Annotated in this window: 21 protein-coding genes, 3 tRNA genes and 1 pseudogene; 9 read left to right on the top strand and 16 right to left on the bottom strand. The window is 63.5% G+C overall.

What is annotated here, in order from left to right; all coding sequences use genetic code 11:
- Positions 1–15 precede the first annotated feature (15 nt).
- Entirely contained in the window at positions 16–576 is a 561-nt protein-coding gene (locus HPY55_05180; protein ID NPV70026.1) for a cupin domain-containing protein, read from the bottom strand.
- Positions 577–842: 266 nt separating this feature from the next.
- Positions 843–920, bottom strand: a tRNA-Arg gene (locus HPY55_05175).
- Positions 921–1,106: 186 nt separating this feature from the next.
- Here HPY55_05175 and HPY55_05170 point away from each other — a divergent pair.
- Positions 1,107–1,334 (top strand): hypothetical protein, encoded by a 228-nt coding sequence (locus HPY55_05170; protein ID NPV70025.1) that lies wholly within the window; start codon positions 1,107–1,109, stop codon positions 1,332–1,334.
- Positions 1,335–1,436: 102 nt separating this feature from the next.
- On the opposite strand, the gene HPY55_05165 is transcribed toward HPY55_05170, so the two are convergent.
- Positions 1,437–1,531 (bottom strand) — tRNA-Ser (locus HPY55_05165).
- A gap of 72 nt (positions 1,532–1,603) precedes the next feature.
- Positions 1,604–2,488: a prolipoprotein diacylglyceryl transferase gene (lgt, locus tag HPY55_05160; protein ID NPV70024.1), complete on the bottom strand. Its 885-nt coding sequence runs from the start codon at positions 2,486–2,488 to the stop codon at positions 1,604–1,606.
- Between the two features lie 246 nt (positions 2,489–2,734).
- On the opposite strand from lgt, the gene HPY55_05155 reads away from it, so the two are divergent.
- The 8 genes and pseudogenes from HPY55_05155 to HPY55_05120 all read left to right on the top strand — a co-directional run bounded on the left by HPY55_05155 (position 2,735) and on the right by HPY55_05120 (position 12,196).
- Positions 2,735–3,415 carry a GntR family transcriptional regulator gene (locus tag HPY55_05155; GenBank protein ID NPV70023.1) on the top strand — a complete coding sequence of 227 codons (681 nt, stop codon included), beginning with the start codon at positions 2,735–2,737 and terminating at the stop codon, positions 3,413–3,415.
- A gap of 97 nt (positions 3,416–3,512) precedes the next feature.
- The gene (locus HPY55_05150) at positions 3,513–4,436 is read left to right on the top strand and encodes a TAXI family TRAP transporter solute-binding subunit (protein ID NPV70022.1); all 924 of its coding nucleotides are present in this window, start codon (positions 3,513–3,515) and stop codon (positions 4,434–4,436) included.
- A 150-nt stretch (positions 4,437–4,586) separates the two neighbouring features.
- Positions 4,587–5,471 (top strand): hypothetical protein, encoded by an 885-nt coding sequence (locus tag HPY55_05145; GenBank protein ID NPV70021.1) that lies wholly within the window; start codon positions 4,587–4,589, stop codon positions 5,469–5,471.
- Positions 5,472–5,508: 37 nt separating this feature from the next.
- The gene (locus HPY55_05140; protein NPV70020.1) at positions 5,509–7,395 is read left to right on the top strand and encodes a TRAP transporter permease; all 1,887 of its coding nucleotides are present in this window, start codon (positions 5,509–5,511) and stop codon (positions 7,393–7,395) included.
- Entirely contained in the window at positions 7,385–9,733 is a 2,349-nt protein-coding gene (locus HPY55_05135) for a molybdopterin-dependent oxidoreductase (GenBank protein ID NPV70019.1), read from the top strand. The genes HPY55_05140 and HPY55_05135 overlap by 11 nt, the downstream gene beginning before the upstream one ends.
- Positions 9,733–10,401: a 4Fe-4S binding protein gene (locus HPY55_05130; protein NPV70018.1), complete on the top strand. Its 669-nt coding sequence runs from the start codon at positions 9,733–9,735 to the stop codon at positions 10,399–10,401. The genes HPY55_05135 and HPY55_05130 overlap by 1 nt, the downstream gene beginning before the upstream one ends.
- A 52-nt stretch (positions 10,402–10,453) precedes the next feature.
- Positions 10,454–11,662: a 2-isopropylmalate synthase gene (locus HPY55_05125; protein NPV70017.1), complete on the top strand. Its 1,209-nt coding sequence runs from the start codon at positions 10,454–10,456 to the stop codon at positions 11,660–11,662.
- 6 nt (positions 11,663–11,668) lie between these two features.
- Positions 11,669–12,196, top strand: a pseudogene (locus HPY55_05120) (molybdenum cofactor guanylyltransferase).
- Positions 12,197–12,323: 127 nt separating this feature from the next.
- On the opposite strand, the gene HPY55_05115 reads toward HPY55_05120, so the two are convergent.
- The 12 genes from HPY55_05115 to HPY55_05060 all read right to left on the bottom strand — a co-directional run bounded on the left by HPY55_05115 (position 12,324) and on the right by HPY55_05060 (position 25,093).
- Positions 12,324–12,415, bottom strand: a tRNA-Ser gene (locus HPY55_05115).
- Between the two features lie 261 nt (positions 12,416–12,676).
- Positions 12,677–13,966 carry a serine--tRNA ligase gene (gene serS / locus HPY55_05110; GenBank protein NPV70016.1) on the bottom strand — a complete coding sequence of 430 codons (1,290 nt, stop codon included), beginning with the start codon at positions 13,964–13,966 and terminating at the stop codon, positions 12,677–12,679.
- 12 nt (positions 13,967–13,978) lie between these two features.
- Positions 13,979–15,058, bottom strand: coding sequence for an S-methyl-5-thioribose-1-phosphate isomerase (gene mtnA / locus HPY55_05105; GenBank protein ID NPV70015.1), 1,080 nt, complete (start codon positions 15,056–15,058; stop codon positions 13,979–13,981).
- Positions 15,059–15,862, bottom strand: a complete 804-nt coding sequence (locus tag HPY55_05100; GenBank protein NPV70014.1) for an S-methyl-5'-thioadenosine phosphorylase — start codon at positions 15,860–15,862, stop codon at positions 15,059–15,061.
- A gap of 500 nt (positions 15,863–16,362) precedes the next feature.
- Positions 16,363–17,823 (bottom strand): RtcB family protein, encoded by a 1,461-nt coding sequence (locus HPY55_05095; GenBank protein ID NPV70013.1) that lies wholly within the window; start codon positions 17,821–17,823, stop codon positions 16,363–16,365.
- A 31-nt stretch (positions 17,824–17,854) separates the two neighbouring features.
- Positions 17,855–18,280, bottom strand: a complete 426-nt coding sequence (locus HPY55_05090; protein ID NPV70012.1) for an archease — start codon at positions 18,278–18,280, stop codon at positions 17,855–17,857.
- A gap of 1 nt (position 18,281) precedes the next feature.
- Positions 18,282–20,732, bottom strand: coding sequence for a DNA gyrase subunit A (gyrA, locus tag HPY55_05085; protein NPV70011.1), 2,451 nt, complete (start codon positions 20,730–20,732; stop codon positions 18,282–18,284).
- Between the two features lie 43 nt (positions 20,733–20,775).
- Positions 20,776–22,719, bottom strand: coding sequence for a DNA topoisomerase (ATP-hydrolyzing) subunit B (gene gyrB, locus HPY55_05080; GenBank protein ID NPV70010.1), 1,944 nt, complete (start codon positions 22,717–22,719; stop codon positions 20,776–20,778).
- 123 nt (positions 22,720–22,842) lie between these two features.
- Positions 22,843–23,100: a DUF370 domain-containing protein gene (locus tag HPY55_05075; GenBank protein NPV70009.1), complete on the bottom strand. Its 258-nt coding sequence runs from the start codon at positions 23,098–23,100 to the stop codon at positions 22,843–22,845.
- Positions 23,101–23,142: 42 nt separating this feature from the next.
- Positions 23,143–23,673 (bottom strand): DUF721 domain-containing protein, encoded by a 531-nt coding sequence (locus HPY55_05070; protein NPV70008.1) that lies wholly within the window; start codon positions 23,671–23,673, stop codon positions 23,143–23,145.
- A gap of 29 nt (positions 23,674–23,702) precedes the next feature.
- Positions 23,703–24,851 (bottom strand): DNA replication/repair protein RecF, encoded by a 1,149-nt coding sequence (recF, locus tag HPY55_05065; protein NPV70007.1) that lies wholly within the window; start codon positions 24,849–24,851, stop codon positions 23,703–23,705.
- On the bottom strand, positions 24,848–25,093 hold the full coding sequence (locus tag HPY55_05060) for an RNA-binding S4 domain-containing protein (GenBank protein ID NPV70006.1): 246 nt from the start codon (positions 25,091–25,093) through the stop codon (positions 24,848–24,850). Before HPY55_05060 ends, recF begins: the two co-directional genes overlap by 4 nt.
- Between the last annotated feature and the right edge of the window lie 9 nt (positions 25,094–25,102).

Raw genomic sequence — 25,102 nt, 5'->3', positions numbered from 1 at the left:
TCCAGAACCGTTGCCTCAAAAGATCTTGGGAGTACTGACCGCGATGACTTTGACCGGCTTATCGGTGCGGTTTTCCCAGTTATGAGGGATCAGCGACGGCAAATGGATGGTATCGCCCGCTCCAAGTTCATACTCCTCATCCTGGACCAGAACCGTGAGGCTTCCTTCAAGCACGAACGCAAACTCCTCACCCGGGTGGCTATAGGGCTCCACCCTGGCGTGATCGGGAAGGAGAGTGATGAGAAGGGGCTCCAGTACGCAACCGGGGAAGCCTGCCGCGAGGCTCGTAAACGTCCGATCCTCGTTTGCCTCCATCCGAAACTCGGAACGCTCCCCTACCCTGGTAATCCTCACAGTGTTCGACGCGGGAGTGGGAAGAAGGAAGAAATGGGAAAGCGGGACATCGAGGGCCTGCGCGATCTTCTGAAGGGCGGTGATGCTTAAGGACGCGATCCCCCGCTCAGCCTCAGAGATGTAACTCTTGGAGAGATCGGTCCGGGAACTCAATTCTTCTAGAGTCAGTCGCTTTTCTTGTCTTAACTCGCGAATTCTCTGGCCTATCTCCTTCATGTCCATCCTCCATCTATGCTGGTTTCCTGGTATAGCCAGAACTGCCTCTGGGTTTTATGGGTAAGTTCGCTGTGGCGAACAGAATTCCTCTCTCGCGAAATCGAGACATGCAAATAATACTTGACACTGGCGCAGGGGCGGTGCTGGATGCCGTGCAGGGAACGTACCTCTACATGCCGATCCCTTGCATTTACCGGCGGGATGAGGTTGGGTGAGATAATGGCCTTCCGGTGCTGTTGAGGGAATAAATGCACCTTTAGCGGTAATAGAAATGGCGCGCCCGGCAGGATTCGAACCTGCGACCTGCGGATTCGTAGTCCGTCACTCTATCCAGGCTGAGCTACGGGCGCGCAATGTGCACAAATGATAATACCACAAGCATAGGCCGCTTTCAAGTTGACACTGTTGACGGCCCGATTGCGGCCACCGCCGCAGCCGCGACCGGCGGCGGGCCCACCCCGGGTGAACCGGAAAACCCCGCCGGGCATAGTATGTAGAGAAGTCTTATGTCTACGCGGGAGGAGGAGGGAGGAAGGATGTCGGTACCACTTGAGCGCTGCGAGCTCGGTTTTGTGGATTTCTTTGGGAACGAACTCATACTTCACAGGGGACCGGTCCGCTTACTAATTGTAAGCAGCACGATTAATCTCCGCGAGTACCTTGGGCACCTGGTCAACGCGTGCGGTTACGTCACCTACTCGCCCTACATGACCCCTGTAATGAGAGTCACCCGTATCCAGAGGTTCCTGCCGCCTGTCCTGTGAACATCGCCTGCAGCAGGCAGATTTCGTGCGGTCACCTTCGAGAAAGGCTTCAAAAAGGTCCCGCCAGGTAAAAAGCCCGGGGTTCCCCGGGCTGTTCTTTCATGGCGGAGAGGGAGGGATTCGAACCCTCGCTAGAGCTAATCGCCCTACTACAGGTTTAGCAAACCCGCCCCTTCAGCCTACTTGGGTACCTCTCCCCAAAAGACTTGCACAGAGAATAATAGCATAGTCGAACTGCACTTACAATACCGGAAGGCGATCCTGGGCGGTCACCGGACGCACCCGGCAGCGTCATCATCGTCTCCGCCGGCGCCGCCTGCGCTCGGGGCATCGCCGCCGCTTCTCCGGCCGTCGCCGTTCCCGACAACGCTGTGCCCGGCATCGCCGCTGCCAGGCGCTGACGCGGCCCCGGGCAGGACCGGCAGGGCGAGCAACGCCGCGCACACCAGCGCAATCGCCAGGGCGAGTACCTGTGTGAGCATCAGGCCCAGGAACACCCCGCGGCCGCGGGGCCGCGTGAAGTCCACCAGCAGCCTCACGACGGAGACCAGGAACATGGTCTTCAAAAACACGCGCCCCTCGCGCGCGCGGCCTTCCGCGATCCGCCTGCGGGCCAGGTAGTATGACAGGGCGAACGTAAACACGGACACGATGCCCTCGTAGAGCATGCTCGGGTGGCGCGGCTCGAACGTCCCGGGGAACACCATGCCCCACGGAAGGCCCGTAGGCAGGCCGTACAGCTCGCCGTTGAAGAAGTTGCCAAGACGGACGAACACGTGGGCCAGCGGAACCGCCGGGGCGATTGCGTCGGCCAGCGTCCAGAACGGGACTCTCGTTAGCCTGGTGGATATCCAGCCCACGATCACCATCGCGATGATCGCGCCGTGCGATCCCAGACCACCGTGGTACGTCTTCACGATCTCGATCAGGTTATCGCGGAAGAAATCCCACTTGGCGATGACGTATGCCGCCCGCGCGCCCACTATTATCGTCGGGATGTACAGGAGCATCAGCGAATCGAACCGGTCGGGGTCGATGCCGTAAGACACCGCGAAGCGCCTGGCAACCAGGTAGCCGGTGAGCATGGCGAGTGCCGCCATTATGCCGTACCAGTACACCGTTATCAGACCGACTCTGAGAGCAACCGGGTTCATGCCGGCGGCATCCCTCCCGTTTATCCAGCCCACGCTTCCGGCAGCGACTGTCTACCGGTCATGAGTATGCGCAGGTAACGCCTATTGCATTTTACAGCGTTGGGGCGTCGCTTGTCGAACGGTTTGTCAACGCCAAGGAGGAATGTGCCGCGTTCTATATAATATATTCTATAGCGGACGGGCGTCATACCGCGATACTAGCGGCAGCCGAGTACGACCCGGGCTGCGGCGAAGGGCGGTGACCGAGTGAGCAGGTTGATGCTACTCAAACACGAGAAGCCGAGATTCACGACCAAGACTGAAGTCGTCTATAGGGCTCTCCGAGAGCACATAGTCAACGGCGATCTCGAGCCCGGGACGCGCCTACTCCAGAAGAAAATCGCGGAGGAGTTGGGCGTTTCCGAGATCCCGGTCAGGGAGGCGATCCGGCAGCTCCAGGCGGAAGGTCTGGTTGTCGTGACGCCCCACTCGGGGGCCGAGGTCGCCAGTTTCCGCCCCGAGGAAATCGAGGAGGCGCTGGCGATACGGGGTGTTCTCGAGGGCTTTGCGGCGCGGACGGCCGTGGGGCGTGCTGCTCCCGGGGCCATCGCGGAGCTCAGGTCCATTCTCGACAACATGGGGCGGTGCGTCGAGAACGACGACAGGGCCAACTACGGAATACTCAACCACGAGTTCCACACGAAGCTTTACGCCCTATCACCGTACCCGAAGCTCCAGAAGATGATCGAGGAAATCTGGTACGGCGCGGAACGCTCGCGATCCGTGTTCAAACTGGCTCCGGAGAGACTCCGCCCGTCGCACCAGGAGCACCTCGCAATACTCGAGGCCCTCGAGAAGGGCGAGGAGGAGCGGGTTGAGGAGCTCGTGAGGCTTCACAGGTCAAATGCTTCGAGGTCGCTGTTGGATTCCGTCAACAAGAAGGGGTAGTCTTCCGGTTTCGTTGTTATCATCCATCCTGGGCTTCCTTGATCAAAATCTAACGGGGGTGTAAATCGTGAAGCGTAACACTGTGGTCAGCATCTGCATGGCACTACTGGTCGCCGCAATCGCCCTGGCGGGCTGCGGCGGTCAGGCGCAACCGAAAAAGATGACAATAGCCACCGCCAGCATGGGTGGCGCGTACTACCCGATCGGCACCGGAATAGCCGAGATAGTCTCGAAGAACGTGAAGGGCGTTACTATGACCGCCGAGGTCACGGGCGGCGCGGTCGAGAACTGCAGGCTCGTGGGCAAGAAGGAGACCGACATCGGCATAACGAACGCCAACCTGGCGTATTTCGCGTCCAGGGGCGAGGACACGTACAAGGAGAAGTTCGACCTGCGCGCGCTGGGGTCGCTCCATTCGACGATCCTCCACATCATCACGCTGGACAAATCCCCGATCAAGACGATCGCCGACATGAAGGGCAAGAAGGTCGCCGTGGGTCCGGCCGGCGGTGGGAGTATCCCGATGATCAAGGCCGTCCTCGACGTATACGGGATGAAGATCGAGGACCTGCAGGCGAGCTACGTATCGTACGAGGATGGAATGATGGCCCTCAAGGACGGCCACGTCGACGTGGCGCTGGCGGGCGCCGGCTACCCGACCTCGGCCGTGATGCAGCTGGCCAACACCGACAAGATCCGCTTCGTCGAGATCGAGCCGGACAAGATGAACACCATGATCGAGAAATACCCCTATTACTCTAAGGTCGTGGTGCCCGCGAGTGTCTACAAGCTTGATAAGGACGCGGTCGTACAGGGTGTCGCCAACACGCTGGTAGTCAACGCTTCAATGGACGACAAGACCGCTTACGAGATAACAAAGGCAATCTACAACAACCTCGAGCAGCTCGGGACGTTCCACGCCTCAATTAAGCAGGTCAAGATCGAGTCCGCGGTCGGAGTCCCGATACCGCTCCATCCCGGGGCCAAGAAGTTCTGGACTGAGAAGGGCCTGGTAAAGTAGTTCACAGACTGAGTCCGCCGCCGGGGCCGTTCGCCGGGGCCGGAGGCCCGCCGGGCCGGGTGGCGGGGATAAGCGTGGTGGGCTGCGGCGATCAGGCCGCAGCCCACCAGCAGGCTTACACTATCCTGTCAGCCTGGGAGGATGAAAACCGTGAGTTCCTTCCTCGAAGGAGCGATAGACTGCCACATTCACATAGGACCTGACGACAGCCCCAGGTATTCGAGCAGCATCCAGCTCGCCAGGGAGGCCGCAGCTCGCGGCATGAGGGCGATCGTCGTGAAGGACCACCTCGCCCCTTCCGCGCAGAAGGCTGCGCTGACCAGGGAGGTCGTTCCCGAGATCCTCACGTTCGGGGGGATTTCGCTGAACCAGACCGTCGGCGGGTTGAATCCGCGGGCGGTGGTATCGATGCTCAAGACCGGCGGCAAGTACATCTGGATGCCGACGGTCGACGCCCAGTACTGCATCGACAAGGGCAGGAAGGGTCACTGGATCAAGGAGTACCTCGAGAAGAAGTCGTTCGGCTTCAGCGTTCCCGGCATTTCCGTACTGAAAGACGGGAGCGCCGCCACCTTGAGACCCGAGGCCATGGACGTACTGAAAGTCGCGGCGGACTATGGGGCGGTGGTCAGCAGCGGCCACGTTTCTCCCCAGGAAACACTGGCGCTGGCGGACGGGTCGATCAAGGCGGGGTTGAAGAGGTTCACCGTCTGTCATCCGAACGCCTGGCTCGAGGACTTCACAATGGATATCCTGGAGCAGCTCGTGAAGGCCGGCGCTTTCCTCGAATTGTCGCTCGGGGCGTGCTCACCGCTACACGGGCGTCAGGACCCGCGTGAAATTGCAGCCGTAATCAAGCGCGTGGGCGCCTCACACTGCGTCATGATGACCGACTACGGCCAGGTTGAGACCCCGTCGCCGGTCGAAGGCATGCGCGTCTACTGCGAGCTCATGCTGAAGTGCGGGGTCTCGCGCGAGGACATCCACCTGATGACGAGGGACAACCCCGCTTACCTGCTGGGGCTCGAGGAGTGACGATTCCATGTCACAGATAATAGAAGAAGGCCCTCAGATGAGGAAGGACCCGGGGACTATCGGTATTGCGGCGGCCGTCGTGGCGTTCGCGCTAGGGTTATTCCACCTGTACACGGGGGCGTTCGGCGTTTCCTCCGCGATGCTCCAGCGCGGCCTGCACTGGACCGTGCTATCGGTCCTGGTGTTCCTGCTCTACCCCGCCGGGAAGAAGAGCGGCAAGAAACCCGGGGTCATCGACTACCTGTTCGCGGCCGCCGCGACCGTCACCGGAGTATACGGGCTGCTAAGCTGGGAGCGAGTGGCCGTCGAGGCGGGTGTAACCAATACGACCGACATGGTGATGGGCGTTATCGCCCTGATCGTGGTGCTCGAGGCCACCCGAAGGGTAGTGGGCCTGGCCCTGACGATCACCGGAGGGCTCTTCCTGCTGTATGCGTATTTCGGCGCCTGGATACCCGGATTCATGGGACACAGGTTCTACACCGTGCAGAGGATAATCGCGTTTCTCTACTCGTCCACCGAGGGTATCTACGGGATCGCAATGTCCGTCTCCGCCACGTACGTCGCGCTGTTCGTCATCTTCGGCGCCGTGCTGGAGAAGTTCGGCGGCGGGCAGTTCTTTGTGGACCTCGCGCTCATGGCGACCGGCAGGCTCAAGGGTGGGCCGGCGAAGGCGGCCGTCATAAGCAGCGCGATGATGGGCACCATTTCGGGATCGGCGGTCGCCAACGTGGTCACCACGGGAACGTTCACGATTCCGTTGATGAAGAGAATCGGGTACAAACCCCACGTAGCAGGGGCCGTCGAGGCCGTGGCCTCTACGGGCGGCCAGATCATGCCCCCGGTGATGGGCGCTGCGGCGTTCCTCATGGCCGAGATGATAAACGTACCATACATCGAGGTAATGAAAGCCGCCGCCATCCCCGCACTGTTGTATTTCCTGAGCATCTACCTGATAGTCCACCTCGAGGCGGTCAAGGAGAATATCCCGGTACTCAGCGACGAGGAAAGGCCCAAGATAGACCGCGCGTTCGCGAGGAAGCTGTACCTTCTCATCCCCGTGTTCGTGCTCATCGCGCTCATCCTCAAGGGGATGACGCCCATGAAAGCCGTGGTATGGGCCGTGGCGTTCATTCTCGGCCTAGACCTGGTATTGGGTGGCGCGCAGGCTCAGTTCCCCGCCAGGTTCTACGCCGCGATATCGGACGGGATGAAGAGCACTATCAGCGTGGCGGCGGCGTGTGCCTGCTCGGGCATAATCGTCGGCGTCACGTCTATGACGGGGCTGGGCCTCAAGATATCCCAGATAATGCTGGCCCTCGCGGGCAGCAACATACTGCTCGCGCTGCTCCTCACCATGGTCGCGTCGCTGATACTCGGGTGCGGCCTCCCGACGACCGCGGCTTACGTGGTGCTGGCGACGATGGCGGTCCCCGCTCTCGTGAAACTGGGCGTTCCGGTGCTCGCTGCGCACCTGTTCGTGTTCTACTTCGGCTGTATCTCGACGATCACGCCGCCCGTGGCGCTGTCGGCATACGCGGGTGGGGCGATCGCCGGGGCCGATCCGAACGTGGTCGGCTGGACGGCGTTCAGGTTCGGGCTGATCTCGTTCATCGTCCCTTACATGCTGGTATACGGTCCCGGTCTGATGATGAGTGGCCCCCTGCTCGAGATCATCCGAGTCACGACCGGCGCAACCGTCGGCGTCTTCGGCTTCGGAGTGGCCATCCAGGGCTACGGGTTGACGGAATGTACCCCGCTCGAGCGTGTACTCGCGTTCCTTGGCGGCGTCCTCCTGATCGACACGCGGCTGATCACGGACCTCGCGGGACTAGGCATGCTCGTGCTGTTCGTGGTGATTCACATGGGTCGCGCGCGGAAGGCGAGGGGGATCGCCGGTAGGGGGATTTCCGGTGGAGCGTAAGCTGGATTTCGCCCGGAGGCTCGCCGGCGATGAGGCCGCGGAGTTCCGCGCGGACGCCTCCCAGGCGCAGGTCTGGGCGGAGAACCGGCTCGGCTGCCCCGTATCCGAGTTCAGGGGGCTGTGGTCGCGGCACGACGACAGGCCGTTCGAGATCGCCGGGCGCCGCATGCGCCTGGTAAGATCGGCCTGCTTCTCATGCAATTCGAATTGCGAAGTACTGGTGTTCGTGGACTGCGAGTCAGGCCAGGTCGCGCGGGTCGAAGGCGACCCCGAATCGCCGGTGACGAAGGGCGTGCTGTGTCCCAAGGGCCTTGCCTCGCCGGACCTCGTGTCCAGCCCACACCGTGTCCGGACCCCGCTGGTGCGCGTGGGCCCGCGCGGGTCGGGCAAATGGCGCGAGGTCTCGTGGGACGAGGCGCTCGATCTCGTGGCCCGGCGGCTCACCGAGTGCAAGGATCGGTACGGGCCCGAGGGCGTGTCGTTCATGCTGGGCACGCGCAGGGGCTGGAGTCGTGAGTATAGCCGCCTGGCCAACGTATTCGGCGCGGTGAACTCGGGAACGCCCGGCTGGGCGCAGTGCCTCTGGCCGCGGCTCGTCGACGGCAAAGTCACTTTCGGCGGCGCGGTCATGGAATCACCGGATTACGCGCACACGGCCTGCATTCTCGTCTGGGGGACCAACCCCCCGGCCACATGGCCGGTGCGCGCGGCGGACATCATGGACGCGCGCGCCCGCGGCGCGAGGCTCATCGTCGTCGACCCCGTGTTCTCCGAGACGGCGTCGAAGGCGCACATCTGGCTCCAGCTCAGGCCCGGCACCGACACGATGCTCGCGCTCGGGATGCTTAACGTCATAGTGTCTCGCGGGCTCTACGACGGGGAGTTCGTGGAGAAGTGGACTACTGGTTTCGACCGGTTGCGCGAGCACCTGGCGGGCTATACGCTGGATAAGGTGGCCGATGTGACAGGAGTCTCTGCCGACCTTATCGAGAAGGCTGCGTCGGTCTACGCCACGACGCGCCCCGCGTGCGTCAGCCGGTGCGTGGCAATCGAGCAGACGAGCGATCCCGTGCAGGCCTGCCGCGCCCTATCGCTGCTTGCGGCCATCACTGGCAACATCGACGTCCGCGGTGGTAACGTATTCCCGTCCTCTCGCGGAGACCGCAGCCGGAACACTCACAGGCACATCATGATCGACGCCGTGCCGGAAGACCTCCGCAAGAAGCGCTGCGGCCACGATAAGTACCTTCTTCTTTGCGGCGACCTCTCGCCTGTGCCGTCGGCGCACATGCCGTCGGTGTTCGAAGCGATGATTACAGGGGAACCCAATCCGATCAAGGCGGCGCTCATATTTGGCAGCAACGCGCTGGTGAGTTACGCCAACTCCACCCGCGTGGCGGACGCGCTTTCCCGGCTCGAGTTCATAGCGGTCGCCGACCTCTTTCTGACTCCCACGGCCGGGATAGCGGACGTGGTGCTGCCGGCGTCATCGTGGCTCGAGCGGAACAACATCATCTCGTCGTTCCAGTGTTCGCCCGAGTACACCATCGCGCAGCAGAAGGCCTCGGAAATCGGGCTTCCGGGCTCGGGGCCGCGCTCGGACGTGGAGATCGTCCTCGACCTCGCGCGCCGGCTGGGGCTGGAGGACCGGTTCTGGCCGAGCGAGGATGCGATGTTCGAGTACCTGCTCGAACCCACAGGGTTGACGTTCAAGCAGCTCTGCGAGGTACACCGCCTCCATAGCCCGATCCGGTACCGCAAGTTCGAGGAGAAGGGCTTCGATACACCATCCGGCAAGGTTGAGATTTACTCGTCACTCCTCGAGAAAGAGGGCGTGCAGCCGCTTCCAGTGTACACCGAACCATTCGAGAGCCCTCTAAGGAGGGACGCGGACGGACGGTCTCTTGCCGGCGATTACCCTCTCATACTCACAACGGGCGGACGGGTTTCCGCATACAGGCACACGGAGTATCGCCAGATACCCCTGTTGCGCGAGATTGCCCCCGAGCCGCTGATGTGGGTTCACCCCGGGACGGCTGCGGCGCTGGGCATCGCGCAGGGGAACGAAGTGGTTGTCGAGACTCCGACGGGCCAGTGCAGGGCATTTGCCGAATTGAGCGAGGGTATCAAGCCCGGGGTCGTGCAGCTTACCCCCGGCTGGTGGGGTGAGTACAACGTGAACCTGGCGGTGCCCAATTCGCCGTGCGCTGAGGGCACGGGGACCACCCCGCTGCGCGGGCTGCTGTGCAGAGTCCGCAGGGCGGACACCCCGGCGCTGGGCCGCGTAGCTCCTGCGGGCATCTCCACCGGCGTTGGCCGGAAGGGTGGTGAGCGATGATGGCGCACGCAAATGCGGCGGTCCAGCAAGGCACTGGCCATCCTTGGCGGCGACGCCGGCTCGTGATCGACCTCGACCGCTGCTGGGGTTGCCACGCGTGCGAGGTGGCGTGCAAGCGGGAGCACGGCCTGCCCCCGGGAGCGGCCGCGATACGCGTGGAGAGGATCGGCCCGAGGCGGATCGGGGGGCGGCTCCGCACGGCGTACGTGCCGTGTCTTTGCCAGCACTGCGAAGACCCCGTATGCTCGGCCGCCTGTCCCTTCGAGGCGTTCGAGAAGGGGCCCCACGGCGAGGTCAGGATCGTCCGCGACAGGTGCACCTGCTGCGGCCAGTGCGCCGAGGCCTGCCCATACGGGGCGATTGAGTTGGGCGGCGGCGACAGGGTGAGCGACGGCGTGGCCGGAGCACCAGCCCGCACGCCTGCCACGGCGCCCGGTACGACGCCCCATGCGGCGCTCTATGGGCCACCCGTCAAATGCGACCTCTGCACGGACAGGCTGTCGACCGGGCTTCCCCCGTCGTGCCTGCAGCACTGCGAGGGCCGCGCCATAGCGCTGCTGGACGACGAATCGTTTGAACAAGTACGGCTGGGCCGGTATGCCTGGAGCACCGGCGCCGTCGTCTACATTTCGACCGAGTGGCCCGCCCTTGGGCGGGCGTTGCGATAGGCCCAGGCAACAACGCACGGGAAGACATCTGTCGTCACTGGGAGGAAGGACAATGCACTACGAACCATGGCGAAGCGAGTTCTGGTGGACCAGCCCGTTCAACCACGTGAAGGAGGTCCGCGACGGGCTGGACCTGCCGAAGACCATAGGAATTCACGATGCAACCTTGCGCGACGGCGAGCAGACACCGGGGATCGTGCTCCGCAAGGAAGACAAGGTGAGGATCGCGCAGAAGCTCGCCGAGGTCGGGGTCGAGCGAATCGAAGCCGGCATGCCCGCCGTGTCCACCGAAGACGCCCAGGCGGTAGCCGAGATATGCAAGCTCGGCCTCAAGTCCAAGGTGTTCACGTTCGCCCGCGCCATGAGGGTGGACATCGACATGGCGCACGATTGCGGCGCCGACGGGGTCGTCATCGAGGTCCCCATCGGCGAACCGAAGCTGATTCACCAGTTCGGCTGGACCGGCCAGGACGTGGTGAACAAGAGCGTCGACGCGGTAGCCTACGCGAAGGAACGCGGCCTCCACGCGGTGTTCTTCCCTTACGACACCACAAGGGCAAATCCCGCGGTCCTGGAGCAAGTATTAAAGGGAGTCCTCGCCCAGAGCAAGCCCGATTCCATCGGGGTGGTGGACACCACCGGCTGTGCGCTTCCATCCGCCGCCGCATACCTGACCAGGTTGGTGAAGAGAATAACGGGGCTGCCCGTGGAGATACATACCCACAATGACCTGGGACTCGGAGTGGCCACCGCCCTCGCGGCCGTGGCAGCGGGCGCCGAAGTAGTACACACCTGCGTGAACGGCCTCGGCGAGAGGACCGGTAACGCCGCGCTTGAAGAAGTAATGGTCTGCCTCAAGCTGCTCTACGGATACGAGAACCAGTACAAGATCGATAAGCTACAGGAGCTCTCGACGCTCGTCCGCGAGCTCACGCGGTTCCCCATGGCGCCGAACAAGCCGATAGTAGGGTCCGGAAATTTCGTGCGCGAGTCCGGCATAGGTATCGACATGGTCTACAAGTTCCCGCTCGCGATGTTCTCGCTCAACCCGCCCTTCGTCGGGCAGGCGCCGCGCGTCGTGCTCGGCAAGAAGAGCGGCGCGGGGTCTATAAAGCAGGCCATGCACGACCTCGGACTCGACCCGCTGCCTGATGTCGAGATCGAGAAGCTGCTTCAGATGGTGAAGAACCTCGGCATCGAGAAGCGTGGTCTCGTCTCCGAGGAAGAGTTCCTCGACCTCTACAGGAAGGTCAGGGGGTAGACGCCGATCGGGCGCAGCGGTCACACCGGCGTGTACACGGGGTTTATCCTCGCGGGAGGAAAGAGCAACCGGCTGGGGCTACTGAAGGCGGGCCTGGCATTCGGAGGAGCGACACTCCTCGAGCGGGTAGTCGCCGCGGTAGCCCCGGTGTGCCGTGAGGTCGTCATCGTGGGTTCGCAACCGGCCTCGCCGGCAGTCCTACCGCCCGGCGCGTTGCGGGCGCCAGCGGCCCCATTCTGCGCTGCGACCCGCGCGATACCCGATTACCCTGGAAAGACCGGCCCCCTGGCCGGTATCGCTGCGGGCCTCAGCTCGCTCCCGGCAGGCGGCGCGGGCATATTCGTGGCCTGCGACCTCCCGTTCCTGAATCCCTGCATAATATCATCCATCGCGAGGCGCCTGGACCATCATTCCGCCGTCGTCCCCCGCTGGGAAGGGTATATCGAGCCACTGGTTGCAGGGTACAGCACGGCCGTCCTGGGCGCCGTGCTCGCGGCCCTCGAGCGGGGTGCCAGGGAGGTCCGGTCATTCCTGGGTGACGTCGACGTATTCTACCTCGAAGGAGACCTCCTGGCGTCCTGCGGGGACCCGCGGCGCCTGTTCTTCAACATCAATACCAGGGCCGACTACCAGCGCGCGCTGGAGATGAACGACTATGGTATGGCGGAGGGGGTGGGATTCGAACCCACGGAGGCCCTGGAGGACCTCGACGGTTTTCAAGACCGCTCCGATCAACCGCTCCGGCACCCCTCCGCGTAGCGGTAATAGTATATCAAAAACGTAACGCGGGAGCCATCGCTGTTGCCGGCTCCCGCATGGGGGGAAAAGAAAGAGCCAGACGCCTGTGTGAACCCGTCTACGAATGCTGCCGCGTGTGAGCCGCATCAGTTGATCCGGATCGTGCTGCGAATAGCGTCCAGCTTGCTTCAATGTACCACGCAATGTCGAATTGTGTCAACTCTTGGCGAATGCCGTGCCGCCCAGATTAACGCAGCCCGGCTGAATATCGCCACGTTAACCGGGGCGGATCGCCTCCATTCCGCCCATATATGGGCGCAGGGCCTCCGGGATAGTCACGGAACCGTCTTGGTTCTGGAAGTTCTCCAGGACGGCAGCCCAGGTGCGCCCGACCGCCAGGCCTGAGCCATTCAGGGTGTGGGCCAGCTCCACCTTGCCGGTGGCCGCCCGTCTGAACCGGATGCCGCCGCGCCGCGCCTGGAAGTCCGTCATGTTGCTGCACGACGATATCTCCTTGTACGCGTTGTAGCTCGGCAGCCAGACCTCGAGATCGTAGGTCTTCGCGGACCCGAAGCTCATGTCGCCGGTGCACAGCAGCATGACGCGGTAAGGAAGCCCGAGAGCCTGAAGGACGGCTTCGGCGTTCCGCGTCAGGGACTCGAGTTCGTCAAACGAGTTCTCCGGCAGGCAATACTTCACGAGTTCCACCTTGTTGAACTGGTGGTTCCTGATGACGCCCCTCGTGTCGCGCCCCGCCGAGCCCGCTTCTGCGCGGAAGCACGGCGTATACGCGGTGTAGTACAGCGGTAAAGCCGACTCGTCTACGACCTCTTCCCTGTGGATGTTTGTGAGCGGGACCTCGGCCGTCGGGATCAGGTAGAAACCGTTGTTGCTCACCTTGAACATGTCTTCCTCGAACCGCGGGAGCTGGCCCGTGCACACCATGGCATCCCGGTTGACCATGAACGGCGGCACCGACTCGGTGTACCCGTGCTTCGTGGTGTGCAGGTCGAGCATGAAGTTGATGAGCGCCCTCTCCAGGTGCGCGCCGGCCCCCTTCAACAGCGGGAACCTGGCCCCAGCCATCTTGCTGGCCCGCTCGAAGTCGAGTATCCCGAGGGCCGCGCCGACGTCCCAGTGAGCCCTGGGTTCAAACGCGAACGCCCTGGGCTCTCCCCATTTACGGACCTCCTTGTTCGACTCCGCGTCCGGCCCGACCGGCACAGACTCGTGCGCGATGTTCGGGACGTTGAGCAGCAGCGCCTCGAGGCGGGCGTTCGCCTCCGCGACCTGCGCGTCGATCTCCTTGATCCGCTGGGCGGTCTCCCTCATCCTGGCGGTCATCTCTTCCGCCTTGTCCGCAGCGGCGGCCCCGGCCTTCTTCAACCGCCCTATTTCCTCGGAAACGCGGTTCCGCTCGGCCTTCAGGTTCTCGACCTCGACGAGCATCTTGCGCCTCTGCTCGTCGACGCCGAGGAGCCCGGTCAGGTCGAGTTTGATGTTCTTCCTGGCCGCAGCCTCTTCAACCAGTTCGGGATTCGCCCGTATGAACCTGATATCCAGCATAACCCCCACTCCCTATTCTGGTGTTGAGAATACCTCCCGCAGGCCCTCGGCGAGCGGAGGCCGGATGATTCCCTTCTCCGTAATGATCGCGGTGATGAGCGCGGCGGGGGTCACGTCGAAGGCGGGGTTGAACACCTCCACGCCCTCCGGCGCGACCCGGACCCCCGCCACGTGAGTTACCTCCTCCGGCGACCTTTCCTCTATCGGAATGGCCGCCCCGTCGGGTATCCGAAGGTCTACGGTTGACCCCGGCGCGGCGACGTAGAACGGTATGCCGTGTTCGCGCGCGAGCACTGCCAGGCTGTAGGTCCCGATCTTGTTGGCCACGTCGCCATTGGCGGCGATCCTGTCCGCCCCGACGATAACCATATCGACGCGGCCGAGCCGCATGAGGTAACCGGCCATGTTGTCCGCCAGCACTGTGACGGGTATCCCGTCCTTCTGGAGCTCCCAGGCGGTGATCCTGGCGCCCTGGAGGAGCGGCCTGGTCTCGTCCGCGTAGACACGTACCTTCTTCCCCTGCTCCCACGCCGTCCTGATAACCCCGAGCGCGGTGCCGTGCCCGCCCGTGGCCAGCGCGCCGGCGTTGCAGTGCGTGAGTATGGAGGCGCCATCCCGCACCAGCCGGCTCCCGTGCTCGCCCATCTCCCGGTTGTGCCGCACGTCCTCCTCGTCGATGGCGCGGGCCTCCCGTTCCAGCGCCGCGGAGAGCGCGGCGGCGTCCCCCGTCACCGAGCGAGCCACGCGCATCATCCGCTCGATCGCCCAGAACAGGTTGACGGCGGTGGGCCTGGTCTTCGCAAACACGGAGGCCGCGTGCTCGATGAAGCGGAGCGCATCTCCCACGGAGCCAGTCTCTGCGGCAGCCGGACCCGCGACAGTGTCGTCGCTGGCGGCAACCTGCCTCGACGCCAGGGCGATCCCGTACGCCGCCGCTATACCTATGGCCGGCGCGCCACGCACGGCCATCCCCTTGATAGCATCCGCGACCCCTTCATACCGGTGGCACTCGACTACCTGCACGTCCAGCGGTAACCTGCGCTGGTCCAGTATGTACACCACCCCGTCCCCATAGCGTACGGGCTTTAGCACCTATTCGAACCTCCCAATCTTGAGCGCGTCCTTGCACGCACAGCCCCGCTCGGCCGGCATTGCGGCGATCATCTCGAACAGCAGGTTCTTCAAATGCCCGATGTTGGCCTGGAACACCTTGACTACTTCCTCGTGTGTGACGGATGCGACGTGGGGCTGCCCTTCCAGGCCCACGTCGTAATCGGTGATGACCGAAATGTTCACGTAACAGATCGAGATCTCCCTCGCCAGCACGCACTCGGGGTACTGCGTCATGTTGATGACTTCCCAGCCCATCTTGGAGAACCACCGGCTCTCCGACTTGGTCGAGAACCTCGGCCCCTGGATGACGACCACGGTGCCCTTCTCGCGGACCGGGAGGTTCAGCGCCTTCGCCTTGTCGATCGCGAGGGTCCTGAGTTCGGGGCAGTACGGCTCGGCCGTCCCAATGTGCGTGGTCACCGGCCCGTCGTAGAACGTGTCCTTCCTGCCGCTCGTGCGATCGACGAACTGGTCACACACCACGAGGTCGCCGGGCTTGACGTCGGGCTGCAAGCTTCCCGCGGCGCACGGCGCGATTATCCTGGTGACGCCGAGCTCCTTCATCGCCCAGAGGTTTGCCCTGTAGTTGATCATGTGGGGCGGTATCGTGTGCTCCTTGCCGTGCCGTGGAATGAACGCCACCTTCCGGCCGGCCACGGTGGCCAGCGCGACCTTATCGCTGGTGGGTCCGTACGGGGTCTCAACCCAGACCTCGGTTACACCCTCGAGGAATTTGTAGAACCCGGTCCCGCCGAACACCCCGATTTGAGCCGTGTGCTTCATTTTCGTCCCCTCCCCTGTATGCTTGCTCCAGTTCACCCTCCGGATACCGTGATGGCCCAAACAAAAATGCCCTCGCCCCAAAGGGACGAGAGCGTGCTCCCGCGTTGCCACCCCGATTGACCGCTGTCCACGACACCGCCTGCGAACACGCGATCCCCTCAAGTGGGCTCTAACGCTCCCCAGCGCCTGCGCTTACCGGCCTCCCCCACCGCACGTCCGTACGGAAGGCGCCGCCTTTTCGCCAGATCCTCGGGGGCGGATTCGGTCCTGCCTGTCCTGCCGTCCTCTCACCTGATAAACGGCTCTCTGCCAGGGGCGAGGCCTACTGCTCCCCTTCACCGGAATGGTCATCCGTGTGTCATCTTTACAGACCAGGTCACACTCAATTATATTTCCACGGCTCGGCGGGCGCAAGCACCGCCGGGCTCTACTCTTCCTCCGCGGCGACTTCTACCGGGGTCTGCGGGAGAAGGACGGCGAACTCGTCACCACCCCACCGCCTACCCCTTAATGACGCCGAGCGGTCTGAGCCGCGCCACTTTCTTCGACAAGCCCGCGTTGTGGACCACGTCCACCACCACGTTTACGTCCTTGTATGCGCCGGGGGCCTCCTCCGCGAGCGAGGCGTCGTTCGGGGCGCGGACGATGATCCCCTTCTCCCTCAGGCTCACCCTGAGTTCGCGCCCGTGGATCTGCCTCTTGGCGGCTTCACGGCTGAGGAGCCGTCCCGCTCCGTGGCACGTCGAGCCGAAGGTCTCCCTCATGGCGGCCGCCGTGCCGGCCAGGACGTAGGAGTTCCTGCCCATATCACCCGGCACGAGTACCGGCTGGCCGGCGTCGCGGTACCTGGCGGGGACACCGGGGTGACCCGGCGGGAACGCCCGCGTAGCCCCTTTCCGGTGCACGCACAGCCTGCGCTTCACGCCGTCCACCTCGTGCTCCTCGAACTTCGCGATGTTGTGTGCCACGTCGTACACAAGATCGAGCCCGAGGTTCCGCGGGGACGACCGGAAAACCCTCCCCAGGCCCTCGCGAACCAGGTGGCCCAGCACCTGCCGGTTTGCCCAGGCGTAGTTCGCGGCGCACGCCATGGCCGCAAAATACGAACGCCCCTCGTCCGACTTCACGGGCGTGCACGCGAGCTGCCGGTCGGGCACCGAGATCCCGTATTTCCTCATGGCCGAGCACATGATGTCCAGGTAGTCCGTACAGACCTGGTGGCCGAAACCCCTCGACCCCGAGTGGACCTGAAACACGACCTGGTTCTTCTCCAGGCCGAACAGGCGTGCCGCCTGCTCGTCGTACACCTCATCCACGGCGCTTATCTCCACGAAATGGTTGCCTGACCCGAGCGTCCCGACCTGCAGGTGCCCCCGCTTGAGCGCCCTGGCGCTCACGGCGTCCACCGAAGCACCCGGCATCCGGCCGCCTTCCTCGCACCGTTCGAGGTCCTCCTTCCAGCCATAGCCCTGCTCCACCGCCCACGCTGCGCCCTTTTCCAGCACGCTCGATTCCGCCCCGCGCTCCATCCTGACCTTCCCCTCCGAGCCGACGCCCGTGGGGATCATCCCGAAGAACTCGTCCACGATGTCCTGCACGCGCGGGAGTACCTGGTCGACCGTCAGGTTGCTCCTCAGTAGACGGACCCCGCAGTTGATGTCGTAACCTATACCGCCGGGGGCTATCACGCCCGTCTCCACGTCCATCGCCGCGACCCCGCCTATAGGGAAGCCGTAACCCCAGTGGATATCCGGCATCGCGAGCGACGCCGCGACGATCCCCGGCAGGCATGCGACGTTCGCGACCTGTTCGGGGGCCTGGTCCTCCCTGATCGATTCCATCAAACGCTCGTCGGCGTAAATGATCCCGGGGACCCTCATGCCCTGCTTGTACTCTTTCGGTATGAGCCACTTCCCCTTGCCGAGGGGCTTCAAGGGACCCGCCCACCCGCTTTTGGCCATGACACTCACTCCCGGTTAACGGACGATAGAGTCAAACGTCGAGGATTATCCTGATCTCGTGGGACAACACGCGGATCCCGTGATACGTGGCGGCCTTTATGTACTTCTGAATGGTGTGCCGGCCAGGGTCGATGCATTCCCCGCAACACCGGGCCTCGATCACTACTCCCTGGTCGCCCGGCGACGGCGCCCGCACTGCCACTTCAAATGATGAACACAAAGCCCTCTCCGTCTCGTGCAGGAAAAGGGCTTCGTTGACGATGCCGGCCGTTGCTTCCTCCAGGTCGTGACCGGAGGCGCTTATCGTCCACGCGCGGCCCGGCACGACTGCGGACAGGTCCGTGATGATCGAGAACACCCCGCGCAGGAGGCGGGCGAGCGTCTCCTCGAGACTCTCCCCCCGCGCGATTATCCCGAGGTCTGAGGTGTGTTCGAAAACCTCAAGCCCGCGATCCAATTCAATCCTCTTCCTTCGCCGCGGCGATCGCAAGCCCCGTGACGGCGCCACCCGGCTCGAGTCTCATCAGGGTAACGCCCTGAGTAGCCCGTTGCATGAGTTTCACTTCGCGGACCGGCATCCTGATTATTATGCCTTCGGCCGAAATGAGCATCACCTCGTCGCCCTCGCGGACGACCTTGATGCCTGCGACGCGGCCGGTTCTCCCGGTAAGTCGGATGTTACGCACGCCCTTGCCGCCCCTCGAATGGACGGGGTACTGGTCCTCCGGCGTTCTCTTGCCGAACCCCCTGGTCGTGACGGTCAGCACGTCCATGCCGCGCCGGACGACGTCCATGCCCACGACGCGGTCGCCCTTACCGAGCCTGACGCCGATTACTCCGCGCGCCGTCCTGCCCATCGGCCGGACGTCGCCCTCCACGAACCGTATCGCCTGCCCGGACTCCGTGGCGAGGATTACCTCCTCACCCTGCGCCACCAGGTGCACCCCGACGAGCTCGTCCCCTTCGTCCAGTTCGAGCGCGCGGATCCCCCCGCGCCTCACGTTGGCGAACTCGCCGATATCGATCTTCTTGACCGTCCCGTTCCTCGTGGCGAACAGCAAGTGCTGCCCGGGCGAGAACTCCTTCACCGGGATGACGGCGGTTATCTTCTCATCCCGTTCGACCTGGATCAGGTTGACCGCCGCGAGGCCCTTGGCCTGCCTCGACGCCTCGGGGATCTCGTGCACCCTGAGCTTGTACGCCTTCCCGTTGTTCGTGAGGAACAGCATATGGTGGTGGGTCGACGTTATGAACAGGTGCTCGACGAAATCCTCCTCCCGCGTACTGGCGCCGGTGATGCCACGCCCGCCGCGCCGCTGCGCCTTGTAGGTGCTCGCCGGCATTCTCTTTATGTAGCCGTTGTGGGTGAGGGTGATTACCACATCCTCCTCGGGGATGAGGTCCTCGACCTCGAAGTCCTTGACCTCGTCCACGATTCGTGTGCGGCGTTCGTCCGCGAATTTATCCTTGATACCCAGGATCTCCCTGCGGATTATCGAGTAAACCATCTGCTCGCTCGCGAGCACGGCGCGCAGGTATTCCATCGTCTTGACGAGCTCCTGGTACTCTTCCTCGATCTTCTCGCGTTCCAGGGCGGTCAGCTTCTGCAGCCTCATGTCGAGGATCGCCTGGGCCTGCTTCTCGGAGAGGCCGAACGTGGTCATGAGGCCGTTCCGCGCCTCGTCGACGGTCCGCGACGACCTTATCAACTTTATTATCTTGTCGAGGTTGGCCAGGGCGATCCTGAGACCCTCGAGGATGTGCGCCCTTTCCTCGGCCTTCCGGAGCTCGAACCGGGTCCGGCGGATTATGACTTCCTTCTGGTGCTCGAGGTAATGGAACAGGACGTCCCTCAGGTTGAGCACCAGGGGTTTCCCCTTGACCAGCGCAAGCATGATGATGCCGAACGACTGCTGCATCGCGGTGTGCTTGTAGAGCTGGTTGAGCAACACGTTCCCGTTCGCCTCGCGCTTGAGCTCTATCACAATGCGAAGGCCGTTCTTGTCGCTTTCGTCACGCAGATCGGAGATGCCCTCGATCTTCTTGTCCCTGACCAGGTTGGCGATGTGCTGTATCAGGTTCGCCTTGTTGACCTGGTACGGTATTTCCGTCACGATGATGCGCGCCTTGCCGCCGTTGGTGCCCTCGATACGCGCCACGGCCCTCATCGTGACGATCCCGCGGCCGGTGGTGTACGCCTCCTTGATACCTTCACGCCCGACGATTAGCGCCCCCGTCGGGAAATCAGGCCCCTTGATCGCGAACATCAGCTCGCCCGGGGTCACGTCAGGTTTGTCTATCATCATGACGAGCGCGTCGATGACCTCGCCCAGGTTGTGCGGGGGTATGTTGGTGGCATAGCCGACAGCGATGCCGCCGGCGCCGTTCACCATCAGGCTCGGGAACCTGGACGGAAGGACGACCGGCTCCTTGAGGGTTTCGTCGAAGTTGGGCGTCCAGTCGACCGTTTCTTTGTCCAGGTCGGCCATGAGCTCGGTCGCCAGCGGCGACATGCGGACCTCGGTGTACCTCATCGCCGCAGGTGCGTCTCCGTCGATCGAACCGAAGTTCCCATGGCCGTCGACGAGCGGGTACCTGCACGCGAAGTCCTGCGCCAGCCTCACCATGGCTTCGTAGACGGGGGCATCGCCATGGGGGTGGTACTTGCCGAGGACCTCGCCGACGACCCTGGCCGACTTCTTGTACGGCTTGTCGGGGGTCATCCCGAGCTCCCACATGGAATACAGGATGCGGCGCTGCACCGGCTTCAGCCCGTCGCGGACGTCGGGGAGCGCGCGCGAAACGATCACGCTCATCGCGTAATCGATGTACGAGCGCTTCATTTCGTCTTCTATGTCGACCGGAAGTATCTTCCCCGCAGTGAAATCCACCCGCGTCACCTCTTGAATTGGCCGGTAGGCCGGCCGGCGGCCCGCCTACCGCGAATCACCCCTACCCGATGGTGTCGAGGTTCCTGACCTTTTCCGCATTCTGCTGGATGAACTCGCGCCGCGGCTCCACCCTGTCGCCCATCAATACCGTGAACGTCTGGTCCGCCGCGATCGCGTCGTCCACCGTGACCTGCATCAGCGTCCTGTTCTCGGGGTTCATGGTGGTCTCCCAAAGCTGATCGGGGTTCATTTCGCCGAGGCCCTTGTACCTCTGAATGCTGACCCCATCGCGGCCGTTCTCCTTGAAGTACTTCTCGAGATCCCTGTCGCTGTACAGGTATTTCCCCGCCCTGCCCTTAGTCACCAGGTACAGCGGCGGCTGCGCGATGTATACGTATCCCGCCTCTATGAGCCGAGTCATGTGCCTGTAGAAGAACGTCAGCAGCAGCGTCCGTATGTGCGCCCCATCTATGTCGGCATCGGTCATGATTATGGTCCTGTGATAACGCGCCTTGCCGAGGTCGAACTCGTCGCCGATACCTGTCCCAAGCGCGGTTACTATCGCCCTGATCTCCTCGTGGTTGAGGATCTTGTCCATTCGCGCCTTCTCGACGTTCAGGATTTTGCCGCGCAGCGGCAGGATTGCCTGAAACCTCCTGTCGCGGCCCTGCTTAGCCGAGCCGCCAGCCGAATCGCCCTCCACGAGGAACAATTCGGCCATGGCGGGGTCGCGCGTTATACAGTCCGTCAGCTTGCCGGGCAGCGACGAGATCTCGAGCGCGTTCTTGCGCCGCGTGAGTTCACGCGCCTGTCTCGCAGCCTCGCGCGCCCTCGCCGCGAGCACCGCTTTCTCGACGATGCGCCGCGAGATCGGCGGGTTCTGTTCGAGAAATACCGCCAGGCCTTCGCCGACAACGGAGTTGGTGATCCCGGCGACCTCGGTGTTGCCCAGCTTGGTTTTCGTCTGGCCCTCGAACTGGGGCTCCGCTATCTTCACGTGCACGACGGCCACGAGGCCCTCGCGCACGTCCTCGCCGGTCAGGTTAGCCTCGTTTTCCTTGAGGATGCCCATTTTCCTGGCGTAGTCGTTTATCACCCTGGTCAGGGCCATCTTGAACCCGGACTCGTGCGTACCGCCCTCCACTGTCCGAATGGTGTTCGCGAAAGAGTAGATGCCCTCGAGGTACCCGTCGTTGTACTGCAGGGCAACCTCAACCTCCGTGCCCTCTTTGCCGCCGCGAAGCGAAACCGGTTTCGGGTGGAGCGCGTCTTTGTTCTTGTTGAGATATTCCACGAACGAAGACAGTCCGCCGTCGTACTTGAAGGAGTCCTGCTGGTTCGCCCGTTCGTCCCGTATTGAAAGACGCAGCCCCTCGTTGAGGAATGCGAGTTCGCGGAGTCGCTGCATCACGGTGTCGTAGTCGAAATTCAGTTCCTCAAAGATCTCGGAGTCAGGCATGAACGTCACGGTCGTGCCGGTTTCTGCAGAATCGCCGAGCCTGACGAGATCGGTCACAGGCTTTCCGCGCTCGTAACGCTGCTCGAACTCGCCGCCCTCGCGCTTTACCCTGACCACGAGCCATTCGGAGAGCCCGTTGACGACAGACACGCCGACGCCGTGGAGCCCGCCCGACACCTTGTAGCCCCCGCCGCCGAACTTCCCGCCGGCGTGCAACATAGTCAGCGCTACCTCGACCGCCGGGCGGCCGACCTTCGGGTGGATCCCGACGGGTATGCCGCGGCCGTCATCCGCTACGCTAACGCTCCCATCTTTGAGCAGCACGACCTCGATATTCTTGCAGAAGCCGGCCAGCGACTCGTCGACGGAGTTGTCCACGACCTCGTATACGAGGTGGTGGAGGCCCCTTGGACCGGTGCTGCCGACGTACATGCCGGGCCTGCGGCGGACGGCCTCGAGCCCCTCGAGTACCTGTATCTGCGTCTCGTCGTATACGACGTTGGCTTGTCCGTTCTGACCGTTCGGCCTGCCGTCCTCGTCTTTCATGCTGCGCCGCACACCTCCTCCCTGCTCAAACGGCACTTCCATTGATTGCAGTCCATGGCGATTATATCACAGGCAGGACCTGGGTGTCGAATCCATGTTCGGTCCCCCGTCCTGCACGTGGCCCTATTCCAGATCCCCCAGGACGTCCTTTTCCTCGGCGCGCCTCTTCAGCGTCACCGACGATATGGGTGACGAGACCACCCGGTCCCGCAGCACCACCATGGACTTGGGCTTGCCCTCGCCGACCGGCTCGACCGCGCCCTTGTGGCGCATGTTGCCCAGGAACTCTCGGGTGGCCTCTCCCATCCCGCTCCTCATGTTCACCAGAACCACGACGTCCTTCACGAGCACGGTGACGTCGGCGCCGACGTGTAGCAGCAAATCCGTAGCCTCCCTTCCACGAGTCCTCGCCCGGCCGGGTCCCTACGACGATCCTTCCCCGCGACAAGGACACTCCCCGGCCGCGCGCTCGCGCGTGCGGCCGCACCTGGGACATCTCTCCCACCCCGACATGGATCTGGCGACCTCGAGACGCCGGTGGGTAAGGAAGAGCTTCCTGAGCGCCGCTGCGGCCTCCTCGTCCGGCCCGGTGAGTTGCGCCGCGGACTCCTCATCCTCGCGGGCGTACGCTACTGTCCTGAACCTGGACCGCACCAGCGCGAGCCCGGTAAGCGGAGCTTCCCCGGCGACCGTCCTGCGCGAACCCCGCGGGCGGAACCTGATGTCCCTCACAACACCGCCGGCAGCGAGCCTCGCGTTGAGCCGGTCGATCAGCGCCTGCCTTACGAAGGTGAGCTGGGAAGCCCACGCAGGGGAATCGACGTCGACGTAGAGCACGTCGTCCACGAATCTCGAAGCGAAGGTCCTTCGCGCTATCTCGGGGCCCGCGACTTCCGCCCAGAGCGAGATCGCGCGGTAACCCGACGCTCTACCTGCGAGGCCGAGCCGCTGCACGAGTTCGTCGAGTATGTCCTTGAGGGGCGTCAGGTGCCGCGCACCCCTTCCTCCCCCGGCGCCATGTCGGGCGCGGGCTTTTCAATGTTACCGTCCGAAACCTTGAATACTGCTGAGCCTCCCGCAAGTCCTCCCGTCTCGCCGGGATCGGTACAGGTTATGAACGACTGCACCCCGGCGGTCATCTCCCTTACAACGGAGGCCTGGCGGGCATCGTCGAGCTCGGAGAATACGTCATCGAGGAGCAACACCGGCGACTCACCGCTGCGTTCCTCCAGCAGCCTCATCTCGGCGGCCTTGAGCGCGAGGATGGCGGTACGCTGCTGCCCCTGGGAGGCGAACAGCCTGGCGTCGGACCCGTTGACCCGCACCAGGATGTCGTCGCGGTGCGGCCCCGTGCCGGTGGAACCGCGCCTCGAGTCCTCGCTCCGCGATGACCTGAGGGCTTCCAGCATCCGAGCGGACACCGTCCCGACGTCCTCCCCGCCGGACACGGGCACAGACGGCGAATACACGACCTCGAGGCGCTCTCCCCCCGAGATCCGCGAATAGACCTCCGAGCCTTCACGCCCCATGAACGCGATCGCGGCCGCCCTTCGGAGCATGATCGACGCACCGATCCTGGACAGCTGCGCGTCCCACGGTTCGACGAGGTCGTCAGGCACCACCCTGCCCGACCATTGCCTGAGAAGGCTGTTTCTCTGGAGTAGGACCTTCTGGTACTGAATGAGACGGTAGTAATATGTGGGGTTATCCTGCGACAGGGTAATGTCCACGAGACGGCGCCGCAAGGCCGGCGAGCCCTTTATCACGTACACGTCATCCGGAAAGAAGCTCACTACACGGAGGTTGCCGAGCAAGGCGCCCGTCTTCTGAGGAGCCCCGTTGATCCGGACGACCTTCTGCGCCGAGTCATCGTACCCGACCTCGAGGGTGACCGGCCCCACCTTGCGTGCGAGCACCGCCTTGACGTGAAAGCCCTGTTCTCCCCACCTGACGAGGTCCGCGTCCCTGCTGGTGCGCGGCGAGCGCCCCGTGGCGAGTACGACGATGGCCTCCAGCGCGTTAGTCTTGCCAGCCGCATTGGCGCCCCAGAGAACGTTTCGCTCAGGCGACGGCTCGATCCCGGCCAGGTGGTAGTTCCGGAAGTTGGAGAACGCCAGGCGTTGTACGATCAAGGCCGGGCGACTACCCTCAGGACCGCGGGAGACGGGCCGCCGATGTCGACTTCCACCAGATCTCCCGGGCGTAGCGCAGAGGTCCGCCGGCACTCGGCTACGCCGTTGACTTTAACGCTCCCGCCCACGATCATCTCCTTGGCCCTTCCCCCCGTTGGAACCACCGCTGCCCATTTCAAGAACTGGTCGAGCCTGATGGACGGCGTCCGGATCCCGACCTCGCGCTCCTGCCGGCCGCTCACTGAAGCGTC

Source organism: Bacillota bacterium (assembly GCA_013178305.1).
In the GTDB taxonomy this organism is placed as follows: Bacteria; Bacillota; Sulfobacillia; order JABLXB01; family JABLXB01; genus JABLXB01.
Note: the sequence above shows the minus strand (reverse complement) of the source record. Positions and strands in the feature narration are given on the sequence as shown.